General features: G+C 59.4%; 15 protein-coding genes and 1 rRNA gene. 11 read left to right on the forward strand and 5 right to left on the reverse strand.

What is annotated here, in order from left to right:
- The 3 genes from AC1RL4_RS21760 to aptA all read right to left on the reverse strand — a co-directional run.
- Positions 1 to 1031 (reverse strand): 16S ribosomal RNA (locus AC1RL4_RS21760); the annotation flags it as partial.
- Positions 1032 to 1667: 636 nt separating this feature from the next.
- A complete protein-coding gene (locus tag AC1RL4_RS21765) occupies positions 1668 to 3161 on the reverse strand; it encodes a CoA-acylating methylmalonate-semialdehyde dehydrogenase (protein ID WP_230175466.1) in 1494 nt (497 codons plus the stop codon).
- A 63-nt stretch (positions 3162 to 3224) separates the two neighbouring features.
- A complete protein-coding gene (gene aptA, locus AC1RL4_RS21770; RefSeq protein ID WP_018928366.1) occupies positions 3225 to 4574 on the reverse strand; it encodes an omega-aminotransferase AptA in 1350 nt (449 codons plus the stop codon).
- A 125-nt stretch (positions 4575 to 4699) separates the two neighbouring features.
- Between aptA and AC1RL4_RS21775 the strand changes: the two genes are divergently transcribed.
- The 3 genes from AC1RL4_RS21775 (at position 4700) to AC1RL4_RS21785 (ending at position 6971) form a co-directional block, all read left to right on the forward strand.
- Positions 4700 to 5620 carry a LysR family transcriptional regulator gene (locus AC1RL4_RS21775; RefSeq protein WP_007940170.1) on the forward strand — a complete coding sequence of 307 codons (921 nt, stop codon included), beginning with the start codon at positions 4700 to 4702 and terminating at the stop codon, positions 5618 to 5620.
- A 111-nt stretch (positions 5621 to 5731) separates the two neighbouring features.
- Entirely contained in the window at positions 5732 to 6382 is a 651-nt protein-coding gene (locus AC1RL4_RS21780) for a TetR/AcrR family transcriptional regulator (RefSeq protein WP_230175465.1), read from the forward strand.
- A 7-nt stretch (positions 6383 to 6389) separates the two neighbouring features.
- Complete coding sequence (locus AC1RL4_RS21785) at positions 6390 to 6971, forward strand: IMPACT family protein (RefSeq protein ID WP_230175464.1); 582 nt, start codon at positions 6390 to 6392, stop codon at positions 6969 to 6971.
- 372 nt (positions 6972 to 7343) lie between these two features.
- Here AC1RL4_RS21785 and AC1RL4_RS21790 read toward each other — a convergent pair whose 3' ends face one another.
- A complete protein-coding gene (locus AC1RL4_RS21790) occupies positions 7344 to 7520 on the reverse strand; it encodes a hypothetical protein (protein WP_156523279.1) in 177 nt (58 codons plus the stop codon).
- A 30-nt stretch (positions 7521 to 7550) separates the two neighbouring features.
- On the opposite strand from AC1RL4_RS21790, the gene AC1RL4_RS21795 reads away from it, so the two are divergent.
- The 3 genes from AC1RL4_RS21795 to AC1RL4_RS21805 are packed head-to-tail and all read left to right on the forward strand — an operon-like array spanning position 7551 to position 11160.
- Positions 7551 to 9116 carry an ABC transporter ATP-binding protein gene (locus AC1RL4_RS21795; protein ID WP_230175463.1) on the forward strand — a complete coding sequence of 522 codons (1566 nt, stop codon included), beginning with the start codon at positions 7551 to 7553 and terminating at the stop codon, positions 9114 to 9116.
- Positions 9117 to 9127: 11 nt separating this feature from the next.
- On the forward strand, positions 9128 to 10234 hold the full coding sequence (locus tag AC1RL4_RS21800; RefSeq protein WP_429570989.1) for an ABC transporter permease: 1107 nt from the start codon (positions 9128 to 9130) through the stop codon (positions 10232 to 10234).
- Positions 10234 to 11160, forward strand: a complete 927-nt coding sequence (locus AC1RL4_RS21805) for an ABC transporter permease (protein WP_018928371.1) — start codon at positions 10234 to 10236, stop codon at positions 11158 to 11160. Before AC1RL4_RS21800 ends, AC1RL4_RS21805 begins: the two co-directional genes overlap by 1 nt.
- Here AC1RL4_RS21805 and AC1RL4_RS21810 read toward each other — a convergent pair.
- Positions 11157 to 11570 carry a hypothetical protein gene (locus tag AC1RL4_RS21810; protein WP_230175461.1) on the reverse strand — a complete coding sequence of 138 codons (414 nt, stop codon included), beginning with the start codon at positions 11568 to 11570 and terminating at the stop codon, positions 11157 to 11159. The genes AC1RL4_RS21805 and AC1RL4_RS21810 overlap by 4 nt on opposite strands.
- A 92-nt stretch (positions 11571 to 11662) precedes the next feature.
- Here AC1RL4_RS21810 and AC1RL4_RS21815 point away from each other — a divergent pair, with 92 nt between their 5' ends.
- The 5 genes from AC1RL4_RS21815 (at position 11663) to AC1RL4_RS21835 (ending at position 17347) form a co-directional block, all read left to right on the forward strand.
- Positions 11663 to 12349 (forward strand): SDR family oxidoreductase, encoded by a 687-nt coding sequence (locus AC1RL4_RS21815; protein ID WP_018928373.1) that lies wholly within the window; start codon positions 11663 to 11665, stop codon positions 12347 to 12349.
- 199 nt (positions 12350 to 12548) lie between these two features.
- A complete protein-coding gene (locus AC1RL4_RS21820) occupies positions 12549 to 13907 on the forward strand; it encodes an 8-oxoguanine deaminase (RefSeq protein WP_230175460.1) in 1359 nt (452 codons plus the stop codon).
- 277 nt (positions 13908 to 14184) lie between these two features.
- A complete protein-coding gene (locus AC1RL4_RS21825) occupies positions 14185 to 15267 on the forward strand; it encodes a BMP family ABC transporter substrate-binding protein (protein WP_028940367.1) in 1083 nt (360 codons plus the stop codon).
- Between the two features lie 79 nt (positions 15268 to 15346).
- Positions 15347 to 16312, forward strand: a complete 966-nt coding sequence (locus AC1RL4_RS21830) for a 2-oxoglutarate and iron-dependent oxygenase domain-containing protein (protein ID WP_230175459.1) — start codon at positions 15347 to 15349, stop codon at positions 16310 to 16312.
- 81 nt (positions 16313 to 16393) lie between these two features.
- Positions 16394 to 17347 (forward strand): adenosine deaminase, encoded by a 954-nt coding sequence (locus AC1RL4_RS21835; protein ID WP_018928377.1) that lies wholly within the window; start codon positions 16394 to 16396, stop codon positions 17345 to 17347.
- Positions 17348 to 17400 lie beyond the last annotated feature (53 nt).

Genomic DNA, 17400 nt, shown 5'->3' on the forward strand with positions numbered 1-17400 from the left:
TCCCGAAGGCACCAATCCATCTCTGGAAAGTTCATTGGATGTCAAGGCCTGGTAAGGTTCTTCGCGTTGCTTCGAATTAAACCACATGCTCCACCGCTTGTGCGGGCCCCCGTCAATTCATTTGAGTTTTAACCTTGCGGCCGTACTCCCCAGGCGGTCAACTTAATGCGTTAGCTGCGCCACTAAGAGCTCAAGGCTCCCAACGGCTAGTTGACATCGTTTACGGCGTGGACTACCAGGGTATCTAATCCTGTTTGCTCCCCACGCTTTCGCACCTCAGTGTCAGTATCAGTCCAGGTGGTCGCCTTCGCCACTGGTGTTCCTTCCTATATCTACGCATTTCACCGCTACACAGGAAATTCCACCACCCTCTACCATACTCTAGCTCGACAGTTTTGAATGCAGTTCCCAGGTTGAGCCCGGGGATTTCACATCCAACTTAACGAACCACCTACGCGCGCTTTACGCCCAGTAATTCCGATTAACGCTTGCACCCTCTGTATTACCGCGGCTGCTGGCACAGAGTTAGCCGGTGCTTATTCTGTCGGTAACGTCAAAACAATTACGTATTAGGTAACTGCCCTTCCTCCCAACTTAAAGTGCTTTACAATCCGAAGACCTTCTTCACACACGCGGCATGGCTGGATCAGGCTTTCGCCCATTGTCCAATATTCCCCACTGCTGCCTCCCGTAGGAGTCTGGACCGTGTCTCAGTTCCAGTGTGACTGATCATCCTCTCAGACCAGTTACGGATCGTCGCCTTGGTGAGCCATTACCTCACCAACTAGCTAATCCGACCTAGGCTCATCTGATAGCGCAAGGCCCGAAGGTCCCCTGCTTTCTCCCGTAGGACGTATGCGGTATTAGCGTTCGTTTCCGAACGTTATCCCCCACTACCAGGCAGATTCCTAGGCATTACTCACCCGTCCGCCGCTCGCCACCAGGTACAAGTACCCGTGCTGCCGCTCGACTTGCATGTGTTAGGCCTGCCGCCAGCGTTCAATCTGAGCCATGATCAAACTCTTCAGTTCAAACATCTTTGGGTTTTTAAGAAACCCTAAACTTGGCTCAGCAATCGTTGGTTACATCTTTGATTTCTCGCGGAGTAACTTGTGATGCTGATAATCTTGTTGACTATCAGTCTGACTCCACAAGCACCCACACGAATTGCTTGATTCAGTTGTTAAAGAGCGGTTGGTTAAGATCTTTCGTCTCAACCGAGGCGCGCATTCTACAGCAGCCTCTGTTGCTGTCAAGCGGTTATTTTCAGAAGTTTTCAAAGTTTCCCGTAAGAAACATCAGCAACTTCAACCACTTGCGCTTCCGATCTCTCGTTAGCGGGAGGCGAATTCTACAGCGTTAGTCGCTGCTGTCAACACCTCTTTTTCTCCGCTTTCGACCGAGAAGATCGAACCGTCAATAAGGCGACAATACCCTGCCCTACCAACTCCTTCTGGCCTCGATGAACTGAAGCGTAACCGCTGTCGAAAACTGCGTAACTCGTTGTTTACCAAGGAGTTTTCCGTTTCGACTGCGCCGGAAGTGGGGCGAATTATAGACGTCCAGGATCTGCCGTCAACCTCTAATTTCACATTTCTGTCATATCGGTCAAAACAGCCCGAAAACACAAAGGCCGACCTCAAGAGGTCGGCCTTCTGCCCTTCTACTTACAAGCTAGGGAATGCGAATTGCGAAGCTTCATGGCTTGCCCGTTGCGGCCAGCGCTGGGTAATAGCCTTGCGACGGGTATAGAACCGCACGCCATCCGGACCATAAGCATGCAGATCGCCGAACAGCGAACGCTTCCAGCCGCCAAAGCTGTGATACGCCACTGGCACCGGCAACGGTACGTTGACGCCGACCATACCCACTTCGATCTCATCGCAGAACAACCGCGCCGCTTCCCCATCACGGGTAAAGATGCAGGTGCCATTGCCATACTCGTGATCATTGATCAGTTGCATCGCCTCTTCCAGGCTGTTGACCCGGACGACGCACAGCACCGGCCCGAAGATCTCTTCTTTATAGATGCGCATCTCTGGCGTGACGTTATCGAACAGGCAGCCACCCAGGAAGAAGCCGTCCTCATGACCGGCCACGCTCAGACCACGACCGTCCACCACCAGCTTCGCACCGGCGGCTACGCCGTCTTCAACATAACCGCTGACCTTGTCCCGCGCCTGACCGGTGACCAGAGGCCCCATGTCCAGGCCACAAGTTGTACCAGCGCCGATTTTCAGTGCCTTGATCTGCGGTGTCAGTTTGGCCACCAACGCATCCGCCACCTGGTCACCGACACACACGGCCACCGAAATCGCCATGCAGCGCTCACCGCACGAACCGTAAGCGGCGCCCATCAACGCGCTGACCGCGTTATCCAGATCTGCATCCGGCATCAATACAGCATGGTTCTTCGCCCCGCCCAGCGCCTGGACGCGTTTGCCGCGCTTGGTGCCTTCGGCGTAGATGTATTCGGCAATCGGCGTCGAACCGACGAAGCTCAACGCTTTGACTTCCGGTGCTTCAATCAGCGCGTCCACTGCGGCCTTGTCGCCATGCACCACACTCAGCACGCCTTTCGGCAGGCCGGCTTCCAGTAACAATTGGGCGATCAGCAGCGTGGAGCTTGGATCGCGCTCGGACGGCTTGAGGATAAAGCAGTTGCCACAGACGATCGCCAACGGATACATCCACAGCGGCACCATGGCCGGGAAGTTGAACGGGGTAATGCCGGCCACCACGCCCAATGGCTGGAAATCCGACCAGGCATCGATGTTCGGCCCGACATTACGGCTGTACTCACCCTTGAGGATTTCTGGTGCCGCGCACGCGAACTCGACGTTCTCGATCCCGCGCTTCAATTCACCGGCAGCATCTTCCAGGGTCTTGCCGTGTTCTTCGCTGATCAGTTGTGCGATGCGGGATTCGTTCTGTTCCAGCAGTTGCTTGAAACGGAACATCACCTGAGCGCGCTTGGCCGCTGGCGTATTGCGCCAAGCCGGGAACGCAGCCTTGGCAGAGTCGATGGCTTTCTGAATGGTTTCGCAGCTGGCCAACGACAGCTTGTGGATAACCTGGCCGGTGGACGGGTTGAACACATCGGCCGTGCGACCGTCTTCGGTCACCAGTTCGCCATTGATTAAATGCGGGATGAGGCTCATGCGGGGCTCCTGAAATTGTCCACAGGCGTCCTTTGAAAGGACGCCTTTATATAGAAGAGGGAATCAGTCGATCTTGTTCAGCACTTCGCCGACCGCATCGAACAGACGATCAAGGTCCTGTGGCTTGCTGTTGAAGGTTGGGCCGAACTGCAGGGTGTCGCCGCCGAAGCGCACGTAGAACCCGGCTTTCCACAGCGCCATGCCAGCTTCGAACGGACGCACGATGGCATCGCCGTCGCGAGGTGCAATCTGGATCGCACCGGCCAACCCGTAGTTGCGAATGTCGATGACGTTTTTGCTGCCCTTCACACCGTGCAGTGCGTTTTCGAAATGCGGTGCGACTTCGGCCACGCTCTGCACCAGGTTTTCCTTTTGCAGCAGGTCGAGTGCCGCCAGGCCTGCGGCGCAAGCCACCGGGTGGGCGGAATAGGTGTAGCCGTGCGGGAATTCCACCGCGTACTCAGGCGTCGCCTGGTTCATGAAGGTCTGGTAGATCTCGGAGCTGGCAATCACCGCGCCCATCGGGATCGCGCCGTTGGTAACTTGTTTGGCAATGCACATCAGGTCCGGAGTGACACCAAAGCTGTCGGCACCGAACATCGAACCGGTACGACCGAAACCGGTGATCACTTCGTCGAACACCAGCAGGATGTTGTGCTGATCGCAGATCTCGCGCAGACGTTTGAGGTAACCCTGCGGCGGAACCAGCACGCCAGCGGAGCCGGCCAATGGCTCGACGAATACCGCTGCGATGTTCGAGGCATCGTGCAGTTCGATCAACTTGAGCAATTCATCCGCCAGCGCGATACCACCCTGCTCCGGCATGCCACGAGTGAAAGCATTGCTCGCCAACAAGGTGTGCGGCAGATGATCGACATCCATCATCGCCTGACCGAACAGTTTGCGGTTGCCGTTCACGCCGCCGAGGCTGGTGCCGGCGATGTTCACGCCGTGATAACCACGAGCGCGGCCGATCATCTTGGTCTTGGTCGCCTGGCCTTTCAGGCGCCAGTAGGCACGCACCATTTTCACCGCGGTATCTGCACATTCGGAACCCGAATCGGTGAAGAACACGTGATTCAGATTGCCCGGGGTCAGGTCGGTGATTTTCTCCGCCAGTTGGAACGACAGCGGGTGACCGTACTGGAAGCCCGGCGAGTAATCGAGAGTGCCCAATTGCTTGGCCACCGCCTCCTGGATTTCCTTGCGGGTGTGCCCGGCGCCGCAGGTCCACAGACCCGAGAGCGAATCGTAGACCTTGCGGCCCTTGTCGTCTGTCAGCCAACTGCCCTCGGCCGCCACGATCAGGCGCGGGTCACGCTGGAAATTGCGGTTCGCGGTGTAGGGCATCCAGTGAGCGTCAAGCTTGAGCTGGCTGGCCAGGGAAGTCGGGGCGTTTTCAGGCACGTTCATGGGCAAAACCTCGCAGAGCAAATAAGCGGCGTGGAGATCAAAAGCGTTCTTGCAGCTAAATTGCCACGGGGATAAAGTCGGTGAAATCCAACTTTTCTAACCTTCAGTCAGGCCCGGACTAAACTATGAGTACCCGTCGCCCCGATCCGCTGGCGCAAGTCAGTGACTTTGATATCCGCCTGCTGCGGATTTTTCGCAGCGTGGTGGAGTGTGGCGGCTTCTCCGCGGCGGAATCGGTGCTGGGTATCGGTCGCTCGGCCATCAGCCAGCAAATGAGCGATCTGGAGCAACGCCTGGGGCTGCGCCTGTGCCAGCGAGGTCGCGCGGGGTTTTCCCTGACCGAAGAAGGCCGTGAGGTCTACCAATCTGCGTTGCAGCTATTAAGTGCGCTGGAAAGTTTCCGCACCGAGGTCAACGGCCTGCACCAACACTTGCGCGGCGAATTAACCATCGGCCTGACCGACAACCTGGTCACCCTGCCCCACATGCGCATCACCCACGCCTTGGCCCAACTGAAGGAACGCGGCCCCGACGTGCAGATCCAGATCCGCATGATCGCGCCCAATGAAGTCGAACAAGGCGTGCTCGACGGTCGCTTGCATGTCGGCGTGGTGCCGCAAGCCAGCGCGTTGTCGGGGCTGGAGTATCAGCCGCTCTACAGCGAACGCTCGCTGCTGTATTGCGCGGTCGGCCATCCGCTGTTCTATGTCGACGACAAACAACTGGACGATGAGCGCCTCAACAGCCAGGACGCCATCGCCCCGACCTTCCGCTTGCCCGCCGAGATTCAGGCTCATTACCAGGCGCTCAATTGCACCGCCAGTGCGTCGGATCGCGAGGGCATGGCCTTTCTGATCCTGACCGGGCGCTACATTGGTTACCTGCCGGATCACTACGCCAGCCTCTGGGTACAGCAAGGCCGTTTGCGTGCACTGAAACCCAAGGCACGTTTTTATGACCTGAGCCTGGCATCGGTTACACGCAAGGGCCGTCGACCGCATCTGGTTCTGGAGAGCTTTCTGGAGAGTCTGGCGGCGACTCGCTGAAAACTTGTGGGAGCGGTGCCCAAGGTTTTATCGCCAATAGGACTTGTCTGAGGTCCGCCGGTGCGCTATCAACGCATTTGGTTGCACCCATCTACCTGTTCGGAAGTGCCTATGACCTTTGAAGTCCCAGCCCACGGCGGCAAACCCGCCGGCCGCATTCGTCAGAAAAACGAAGAGACCATCATCAAAGCCGCCGAAGACGAGTTCGCCCGTCACGGGTTCAAAGGCACCAGCATGAACACCATCGCGCAGAAAGCCAGGTTGCCCAAAGCGAATCTGCATTACTACTTCACCAACAAACTCGGTTTGTACGTGGCGGTGCTGAGTAACATCCTTGAGTTGTGGGACAGCACCTTCAATACCCTGACCGTCGAGGACGATCCGGCTGAAGCGTTGACGCGATACATTCGCGCAAAGATGGAATTCTCCCGGCGCCAGCCGCAGGCTTCGCGGGTCTTCGCCATGGAGGTCATCAGCGGCGGTGAATGCCTGACCGAGCATTTCAACCAAGACTACCGCACCTGGTTTCAAGGTCGGGCCGCGGTGTTTCAGGCGTGGATCGATGCCGGCAAAATGGACCCGATCGACCCGGTGCACCTGATTTTCCTGCTGTGGGGCAGCACCCAGCATTACGCCGACTTTGCCACGCAGATCTGCCGTGTCACCGGGCGCACCAAGTTGACCAAGCAAGACATGGAAGACGCCGGCAGCAACCTGATTCGCATCATTCTCAAAGGCTGCGGCCTGACGCCGGCTATTTAAGACACCCATGCCTTTTACCCTCAGCGGTTTTTGCGAATACCGCGAAGAGATTCGCAAAAGCCGCTTCATCGCCCTCTCCGCGCCGATCACCAGCGCAGCCGATGCCCAGGCGTTCATCGAGCAACACAGTGATTTGAACGCCTCGCACAATTGCTGGGCATGGAAGCTCGGCGATCAATACCGCAGCACTGACGATGGCGAGCCCGGTGGCACCGCTGGCCGGCCGATCCTTGCGGCGATTGAAGCGCAGGATTGCGATCAGGTCGCGGTCGTAGTGATCCGCTGGTATGGCGGCATCCAGTTGGGCACCGGCGGCCTCGCCCGAGCGTATGGCGGCAGTGCCAACAAATGCCTGCAAGGGGCGCCGAAAGTCGAGTTGATCAGTCGGGTGCCGGTCCGTTGTGCCTGTGCATTTGGCGAGTTGGCGCTAGTGAAACTTCGGGTGGCGGAGCTGGGTGGTTTGGTGGTGGAGGAAACCTTCACGGCCAATGGTGTGGAACTGCAATTGGCGATTGGCGACGGGCAGATAAGTACGCTGCAAACGCAGTTGGCGGATTTGAGTCGCGGGCGCATTTTGTTGCAGCGTTGAAAATCAGAAGATCGCAACCTTCAGCAGCGCCTACGCGCCTGTGTGCATTGCGATCTTTTGGGGCACCCCGATTTTCTTTGCTCTCGACACTTGCCCACATCTGCTGTGCACCCGGCTGTGGATAACCTGAGCACATTCTGCTGTAACCCTTCTGTCATGCGGCTTTGCGGGCTTTGCTCATTTTTCGTCCAACTCGCCATCCGCGACGTTTATTCCACGTAAAAACAATCAGTTAGAGTGGTTTATCGCCATTAGAAGAAAGCCCCTCGGTGCTTATGCCCACACGGTCGGCTTGCGCACAGATACTGTGGAACAAGCTGTGGATAACCCGTTCATGGCTGGCGCAGCCCCATGCCTGACAATGCCTGCAGCTTATTGCTCGTTTTTTGACCAATTGATCACGCGCAAAACCGGAGCCTGATCAAAAGGCTTGCCCTCAAGTGGTGCCTCTCCAGGAATTGGAATAGGTCGAGGCAGCGTCCGCAACGCCTGTGCCAGCAGGCTTTTGTCGATTTCCTGACTCAATGGCCAGGAAATTGCTTTATCCACAGGCATATTCTTTTGCGACCCGAGCCTGTCATGTCCAACCCTGCACCTCCCCCCGATCAAACACCCCGCCTGCAATTGCGCAGAATCAGCAAACGTTACCCCGGTTGCCTGGCCAACGATGCCATCGACTTGAGCATTGCGCCCGGTGAAATCCACGCCCTGCTCGGCGAAAACGGTGCGGGCAAAAGTACCCTGATGAAGATCATCTACGGCGTCACACACGCCGACTCAGGGGAGATGATCTGGCAGGGCCAGCGCGTGACCATGCGCAATCCGGCCCAGGCCCGCAGCCTCGGGATCGGCATGGTGTTCCAGCATTTCTCGCTGTTCGAAACCCTGAGCGTGGCGCAGAACATCGCCTTGGCGATGGGCGCTGCGGCCGGTACGCCGAAGCAGCTTGAACCGAAAATCCGCGAGGTGTCCCAACGCTATGGCATGGCGCTGGAACCGGAGCGACTGGTCCACAGCCTGTCCATCGGCGAGCGTCAGCGGGTGGAAATCATTCGCTGCCTGATGCAGGACATCCGCCTGCTGATTCTCGATGAACCGACGTCGGTACTGACCCCGCAAGAGGCCGACGAATTGTTCATCACGTTGCGCCGACTGGCCGCCGAGGGCTGCAGCATTCTGTTCATCAGCCACAAGCTCGGCGAAGTGCGTGCGTTGTGCCACAGCGCCACGGTGTTGCGCGGCGGACGAGTGGCCGGGCATTGCGTGCCGGCCGAGTGTTCGGACCAGCAACTGGCGCAGTTGATGGTCGGTGAAGCCGCTGAGCTGATTACGGACTATCCGAAGGTCAGGGGGGCTGATGCGTTTCTGAACGTGACCGGATTGTCCTGGCACAACCCGGACCCGTTCGGCTGCTCGCTCAAGGGCATTGATCTCGAGGTGCGCAGCGGCGAAATCGTCGGTGTCGCCGGGGTGGCCGGCAATGGCCAGGATGAGTTGCTGGCCTTGCTTAGCGGTGAAGAACGGCTGCCGGGAAATGACGGGGCGAAAATCAGTTTCGGCGGGCAACCGGTGGCGCACCTGCGGCCGGATGCACGACGCAAACTCGGCCTGGCCTTCGTCCCCGCCGAGCGTCTGGGGCATGGCGCGGTACCGGAACTGAGCCTGGCGGATAACGCCCTGCTCACCGCATTTCAACAAGGGCTGGTCAGCAATGGATTGATCCAGCGCAGCAAAGTCGAGGCACTGGCCGAAGACATCATCCGCCGCTTCGGGGTCAAGACACCCGATGCCCAGGCAGCGGCTCGCAGCCTGTCTGGTGGCAACTTGCAGAAATTCATCCTCGGCCGGGAAATCCTTCAGCAACCCAGGTTGTTGGTGGCCGCGCACCCGACCTGGGGCGTGGACGTCGGCGCCGCCGCAACCATTCACCGAGCACTGATTGCCTTGCGCGACGCTGGCGCGGCGATCCTGGTGATCTCCGAAGACCTCGACGAACTGTTCCAGATCAGCGATCGCCTCGGCGCCCTGTGTGGCGGTCGACTGTCGACACTGCAGCCCACCGTCGACACCCGCCTGATCGATGTCGGTGGCTGGATGGCCGGCCAGTTCGACACCCCTCAATCACCTGCACCCGTAACGCTTTAACGGAGTTTCACATGCTGCTTTCTCTCGAACCCCGTGGCCAGCAATCGCGCCTGATGTTGTGGTGCTCGCCGTTGCTGGCGGCTGTGTTGACCCTGGGCTGTGGCTCATTGTTGTTTATTGCGCTGGGCCACGACCCATTGCTGACCTTGCACACCCTGTTGATTGCACCGATCAGCGACCTGTATGGCGTCTCCGAACTGTTGGTCAAAGCGTTGCCGATCCTGCTCTGTGCATTGGGCCTGGCGGTGGCGTATCAGGCACGGATCTGGAACATCGGCGCCGAAGGTCAGTTGCTGCTCGGCGCCTTGGCCGGCAGTGCATTGGCGGTGAACATCATCGACCTGCAAAGCCGTTGGGCGCTGGTGTTGATCCTGCTCACCGGCACCCTGGCCGGTGCCGCATGGGCCGGGCTGACGGCATGGTTGCGCACACGCTTCAACGCCAATGAAATCCTCACCAGCATCATGCTCAATTACATCGCTTTGAACCTGCTGCTGTTCTGCGTCCACGGGCCGCTGAAGGACCCGGCCGGGTTCAACTTTCCGGAGTCGGCGATGTTTGGCGATGCCAGTCGTTTGCCGTTGTTGATGGAGGACGGTCGGGTCCATGCGGGCGTGTATTTCGCCTTGCTCGCGCTGGTTGCGGTGTGGGTGTTGTTGCAGAAGAGCTTTGTCGGTTTCCAGATCAAAGTGCTCGGGCTGGACAAGCGCGCGGCGGGTTTTGTCGGCTTTCGCGAGAAGCGGCTGATCTGGCTGGCGCTGTTGATCAGCGGTGGCCTGGCGGGGCTGGCCGGGGTTTGCGAAGTCACCGGGCCCATCGGCCAACTGGTGCCGCAGGTTTCGCCGGGTTATGGCTATACGGCGATCACCGTGGCGTTTCTCGGACGGCTGAATCCCATCGGCATTCTGTTTTCCAGCCTGTTGATGGCGCTGCTGTACATCGGTGGCGAAAACGCGCAGATGAGCATGAACCTGCCGCAAGCCATCACTCAATTGTTTCAGGGGATGATGCTGTTTTTCCTGCTGGCCAGTGACGTGCTGATTCTCTACCGACCACGTTTGAACCTGCGCTGGGTACGGCGCACCTCGACCACCGCCGTACAAGCTGGAGCCTTGTGATGGATATCGATCTGCTGAGCAATATTTTCTATGCCATGGTTCGCTGTGGCACACCGCTGTTGTTGGTGGCGTTGGGCGAGTTGATCTGCGAGAAGAGCGGCGTCCTCAATCTTGGGCAGGAAGGCATGATGCTGTTTGGGGCGGTGATCGGTTTTATCGTCGCCCTGAACAGCGGCAATCTCTGGCTCGGCGTGTTGCTGGCGATGTTCGCCGGGATGTTGCTGTCGTCGCTGTTCGCCCTGGTAGCGCTGGTGTTCAACGCCAACCAGGTGGCGACAGGGTTGGCATTGACGATCTTCGGCGTGGGCCTGTCGACCTTCGTTGGCGCTGCGTGGGTCGGCAAACCGTTGGCGGGTTTCGAGCCGCTGGCGATTCCTTATCTGAGTGAAATTCCGCTGATCGGGCGGATGCTGTTTGCCCAGGACCTGCTGGTGTATCTGTCGTTTGCCCTGTTTGCGCTGGTGGCCTGGGTGATTGTGAGAAGTCGCGTCGGGTTGATTATTCAGGCGGTCGGCGAAAGCCCGGACGCCGCCAGTGCAATGGGCTTGCCGGTGTTGCGCGTGCGTACGCTGGCGGTGCTGTTTGGCGGGGCGATGGCGGGGTTGGCTGGGGCATATTTGTCCCTGGCCTATACGCCGATGTGGGCGGAGAACATGAGCGCCGGTCGCGGCTGGATTGCCCTGGCGCTGGTGGTGTTTGCCAGTTGGCGAGTGTGGCGGTTGCTGCTTGGAGCTTATCTGTTCGGTCTCGCCAGCATCCTGCATTTGGTGGCGCAGGGCTTGGGGCTGGCGATTGCGTCGAGTCTGCTGGCAATGCTGCCGTATGTCGCGACCATAGTGGTGTTAGTGCTGCTGTCCCGGGATGCCGTGCGCACACGATTGTATGCGCCGGTGTCGTTAGGGCAGCCGTGGCGGGCGGGGCATTAAATGGTGGCCCGTGAAGGCGTCCGAACCGGCAACACCTGAGCCACACCCCACATCAGTTCAAAGAACAGGAAAATCACCAATAGCGAACTCGCCCCATGGGCCAGCGCATAAGCCTGCCAGGCCGAAAACAGAAACCTCCCCACCGCGTCATATCGCCCAAACATCTGCTGCGGATCGCGAATCCGCAGCACGGCCCATACGCACACAATCGAGCCCAACAGATTCGCCATCAACATGTGCACCGGCTCGAACGGCGGTAGCTCGCCGGGCAGATTGAAAGTCTGACTCAGGTTTAACAGCACGCCATGCAACGCCGCAAAACTCCACGGCGTGGCAAATGCCGCCGTGACGATCAGGTCGTACCACGCGCTGCCACGCACCAGTTGACGATATTGCGTTGAAGTCCACATTGGCATTGCTCCATACATTCAGGGAGCAACAAGGCTAAAGCCTGGAGTATGCTCCAAGGTCAAGCCCTCTCGAGACATCAAGGAAGCCATTCATGTCCACGGCAAAAACCGCACTCATCATCGGCGCCTCCCGGGGATTGGGCCTCGGTCTGGTGAAAACCCTGCTGGCCGGCGGCTGGCAAGTCACCGCCACCGTGCGCAACCCGCAGGGTGCCGAAGCCTTGCAGGCGTTGGGCAAGGTACGGATCGAAAAACTCGACATGGACGACCAGCAAGCGGTCATCGCCCTCAGCCAACAGCTCAAGGGCGAGGTGTTCGACCTGTTGTTCGTGAATGCCGGGGTCAAGGGGCCGGAAGTCCAGACGCCGGGTGGCGCGACCCTGGCCGAGGTCGGTCAATTGTTCTTCACCAACGCCGTGGCGCCGATCAACCTGGCCCAGCGCTTCGTCGCGCAGATTCGTGAAGGCAGTGGCGTGCTGGCGTTCATGAGTTCGGTGCTGGGCAGCGTGACCATGCCCGACGCGCCGGAGCTGGCGCTGTACAAGGCCAGCAAAGCGGCGCTGAACTCGATGACCAACAGCTTCGTCACGCAACTGGGCGAACAGAAACTCACCGTGCTGTCGCTGCATCCGGGCTGGGTGAAGACCGACATGGGTGGCGAAGGTGCCGACATCGATGTGGAAACCAGCACCCGCGGGTTGATCGATCAGGTGAATGCGTATGCCGGCAAGGGCGGGCATCATTTTGTGAACTACCGGGGTGAAACCATTCCCTGGTAATCGGGTGTTGGATTTGACGCCTTCGCGGGCAAGCCTCGCTCCTACAGGTCCGACGCATGACTCCGTAGGAGCGAGGCTTGCCCGCGAAGCTTTTTTGATTGAAACTCCGCACCTCGCCCCCCGCGGCGACCCTGGATCAGCAGACAGGGCAACACTGAGCTGGCAACCCTGAACCCCACTTTCAGAGGAGCCGGCCACTATGCCTGCGACCCGTACCTGGTTAAAAAAACCCCTCGCCATTTTCACGGCCAACGCGCTCGATGCCCGTGGCGGTCTGGTGCTGCAAGACGGTTTGATCGTCGAAGTGCTCGGCGTCGGCCAGCAGCCGTCAGCCCCCTGTGGACAAGTCTTCGATGCCCGCGAACACGTGATCCTGCCGGGGCTGATCAACACCCATCACCACTTCTATCAAACCCTGACCCGCGCCTGGGCGCCGGTGGTCAATCAGCCGTTGTTCCCGTGGCTGAAAACCCTCTATCCGGTCTGGGCTCGACTCACGCCGGAAAAACTCGCCCTCGCTACGAAAGTCGCGTTGGCCGAGTTGCTGTTGTCCGGCTGCACCACTGCGGCCGATCACCATTACCTGTTTCCTGAAGGCCTGGAAAATGCGATCGACGTGCAGGTCGAGAGCGTTCGCGAACTGGGCATGCGCGCCATGCTCACTCGCGGTTCGATGAGCCTCGGTGAAAAAGACGGGGGGCTGCCGCCGCAGCAAACTGTCCAGGAAGGCGAAGTGATTCTCGCCGACAGCCAGCGCTTGATTGCCGAGTACCACGAACGTGGTGACGGCGCGCAAATCCAGATCGCTTTGGCGCCCTGCTCGCCATTTTCAGTAACCCCGGAAATCATGTCCGCCAGCGCCGAACTGGCGAACACCCTCGACGTGCGCCTGCACACTCACCTGGCCGAAACCCTCGATGAAGAAGACTTCTGCCTGCAACGCTTCGGCCTGCGCACCGTGGATTATCTGGACAGCGTCGGCTGGCTCGGCCCACGCACCTGGCTGGCCCACGGCATTCATTTCAACCCCGACGAAATCGCCCGCCTCGGCGCGGCCGGCACCGGTATTTGCCATTGCCCGAGTTCGAACATGCGCCTGGCTTCAGGGATTTGCCCAACCATCGAGTTGACCGACGCTGGCGCGTTGCTGGGCCTGGGCGTGGACGGTTCGGCGTCCAACGACGCCTCGAACATGATGCTCGAAACCCGACAGGCGCTGTACATCCAGCGTCTGCGTTATGGCGCGCAGAAGATCACCCCGGAACGCGTATTGGGCTGGGCCACCAAGGGTTCGGCGCAGTTGCTCGGGCGCAGCGACATCGGCGAACTGGCGGTGGGCAAGCAAGCGGATCTGGCGCTGTTCAAACTGGATGAACTGCGCTTCTCCGGCAGCCATGATCCGGTGTCGGCGCTGCTGCTGTGCGGCGCGGACCGGGCGGACCGGGTGATGATCGGCGGCAAGTGGCGGGTGATCGATGGGCAAGTCGAGGGGCTGGATCTGAAAGGGTTGATCGCCGATCACAGCCAGGCGGCTCGGCAGTTGATCGCCGGCGTCTAAGTCGACGCAGACCTATTGCGGGAGACACTCGCACCAGCGGATGGCGTGAATTCGCGAAGGTGCACCGGGATGGTTCTGTGGTGGTCGTTAGGGCCCCTTCGCGGGCAAGCCTCGCTCCTACAGGAATTGTGCCTATCGCGGGATTGGGTGCAACGCAAAACCTGTAGGAGCGAGGCTTGCCTGCGAATGCCGTTATGCGGCCCCGGATTTTGTTGTCCTGTTGGTCAGCAATTTGCATTGACCCGATACACCTCACAACAAAATGGAGTTCCAGTTCATGCACAAACGTCCGTTGAAGCAGCTGCTTTGCGCTGTCGCCGCAGCCATCGGTCTGAGCGCCAGTCTGACCGCCAGTGCTGCCGCCCCGCTGAAAGTCGGCTTCGTCTATATCGGCCCGATCGGTGATCACGGCTGGACGTATCAGCATGAACAGGGGCGCAAGGCGCTGGCGGAGAAGTTCGGTGACCAGATCACCACCAACTACGTGGAGAACGTCGCCGAAGGCGCCGATGCCGAGCGGGTGATCCGCAACATGGCCAAGGACCAGTACGACCTGATCTTCACCACGTCTTTCGGCTACATGAACCCGACCCTGAAAGTTGCCAAGCAATTTCCCAAGGTGACCTTCGAACACGCCACCGGCTACAAGCAGGACAAGAACCTCGGCACTTACCTGGCACGCACTTACGAGGGCCGCTACGTCGGCGGTTTCCTCGCGGCAAAAATGACAAAGACCAAGAAAATCGGCTACGTCGCTTCCTTCCCGATCCCGGAAGTGATCCGCGACATCAACGCCATCCAGCTGGCCCTGAACAAGTACAACCCGGGCACCGAGATCAAAGTGGTGTGGGTCAATTCCTGGTTCGATCCGGGCAAGGAAGCCGACGCCGCCAATGCGCTGATCGATCAGGGCGTGGACGTGGTGTTCCAGCACACCGACAGCCCGGCGCCGATCCAGGCCGCCGAACGGCGTGGCGTGTATGCCGTCGGCTATGCATCGGACATGGCGCACTTCGGGCCGAAAGCGGTGTTGACGTCTATCGTCAACGACTGGGGCCCGCACTACATTCAGGCGACCCAAAGTGTGCTCGACCATGCATGGAAATCCCAGGATTACTGGGGCGGTTTGCAGGAAGGCACGGTTGAGCTGCCAATCAGCGACCTGGTGCCGGCCGCGGTGAAAACCGAAGCCGAGCGGATCATTGCCGACATCAAGAGCGGTGCGCTGCATCCATTCACCGGGCCGATCAAGGATCAGGCTGGCGTGGAGAAAATCCCGGCGGGCGTGAGCGCGACCAATGCGCAACTGGCGTCGATGAACTACTACGTGGAAGGCATGAAGGCCGAGATGCCGAAGTAATTCCGGTCAGGAACACAAAACCCTGTGGGAGCGGGCTCGCTCCCACATAACAGCTCATCTGCTGGATGCAGGACTTCGCATGAACCAACTCCCGATCATCGACATCGCCCCGCTCTACAGCGATGACGCTCAAGCCTGGCAATCGGTCGCCACAGGCATCGACCGCGCCTGCCGCGAATGGGGCTTTTTCTATATCAAGGGCCACCCGATCGCCCCGTCGCGCATCGAGGCGGTGCTCGAACATGCCCAACGCTTCTTCGCCCTGCCCGCCGCCGAAAAACTCAAGATCGACATCACCCGGACCCGCCACCACCGCGGCTATGGCGCCATCGCCACCGAACAACTCGACCCGAGCAAACCCAGCGATCTGAAAGAAACCTTCGACATGGGCCTGCACCTGCCCGCCGATCATCCCGAGGTGCTGGTGGACAAACCCTTGCGCGGACCCAACCGTCATCCGTCGATGCCCGGTTGGGAATCGCTGATGGAGCAGCACTACGTCGACATGCAAGCACTCGCGCAAACCCTGCTGCGAGCCATGACCCTGGCATTGGGCATCGAGCGTGACTTCTTCGATAGCCGTTTCAAAGAACCGGTCAGCGTGCTGCGGATGATCCATTACCCGCCGCGCCACACTGCCAGCTCCATCGATCAGCAAGGTGCCGGCGCTCACACCGATTACGGTTGCATCACCCTGCTCTATCAGGATGCCGCTGGCGGACTGCAAGTGCGCAACGTGCGGGGCGAATGGATCGATGCGCCACCGATGGAAGGCACGTTCGTGGTCAACCTCGGCGACATGATGGCGCGCTGGAGCAACGACCGTTACCTGTCGACGCCACATCGGGTGATCAGCCCGCTGGGAGTGGATCGGTACTCGATGCCGTTCTTTGCCGAGCCACATCCCGACACCCCCATCGAGTGCCTGCCCGGTTGCCAGGACGAACAGCATCCGGCGAAGTATCCGGCCACCACTTGCGCCGAATTCTTGCTCTCGCGCTTTGCCGACACCTACGCTTATCGACGGGAACAGGAAGCCGTGTAATGAACCGGCTGGTCAGGTTTTACTCATTGTTTCGGCGGGCATCTGTAGAATGCCCTCATTGCACTTGATGAGATTTCAAAAATGTACGACTGGCTGAACGCTCTGCCCAAGGCAGAATTGCACTTGCATCTGGAAGGTTCGCTGGAGCCTGAGCTGCTGTTCGCCCTGGCCGAACGCAACAAGATCGCCCTGCCGTGGAACGACGTCGACACCCTGCGCAAGGCCTACGCCTTCAACAACCTGCAAGAGTTTCTCGACCTGTATTACCAGGGCGCCGATGTGCTGCGCACCTCCCAGGATTTCTACGACCTGACCTGGGCCTACCTGTTGCGCTGCAAGGAACAGAACGTGATTCACACCGAACCGTTCTTCGACCCGCAAACCCACACCGACCGTGGCATCCCGTTCGAAGTGGTGCTCAACGGCATCGCCGCCGCATTGAAAGATGGCGAGCAGCAACTGGGGATCACCAGCGGTTTGATCCTCAGCTTCCTGCGCCACTTGAGCGAAGACGAAGCGCAGAAAACCCTCGACCAAGCGCTGCCGTTCCGTGATGCGTTCGTAGCCGTGGGCCTGGACAGTTCGGAGATGGGCCACCCGCCGAGCAAGTTCCAGCGCGTATTTGACCGTGCCCGCCACGAAGGCTTCCTGACCGTGGCCCACGCCGGTGAAGAAGGCCCGCCCGAGTACATCTGGGAAGCCCTCGACCTGCTGAAAATCCAGCGCATCGACCACGGCGTGCGCGCCATCGAAGACGAGCGCTTGATGCAGCGGATCATCGACGAGCAGATCCCGCTGACGGTGTGCCCGTTGTCGAACACCAAGCTTTGCGTGTTCGATCACATGTCCCAGCACAACATCCTCGACATGCTCGAACGCGGCGTGAAGGTCACGGTGAACTCCGATGACCCGGCGTACTTCGGTGGCTATGTCACCGAGAACTTCCACGCGCTGTACACCGATCTGGGCATGACCCAGGATCAGGCCAAGCGTCTGGCGCAGAACAGCCTGGATGCGCGGTTGGTGAAACCTTAAAGGTCAGCCGATAAACCTGTGGGAGCGGGCCAGCCCGCTCCCACAGGTTCGGT

Source organism: Pseudomonas sp. GW822-FHT07A10 (genome assembly GCF_058798795.1).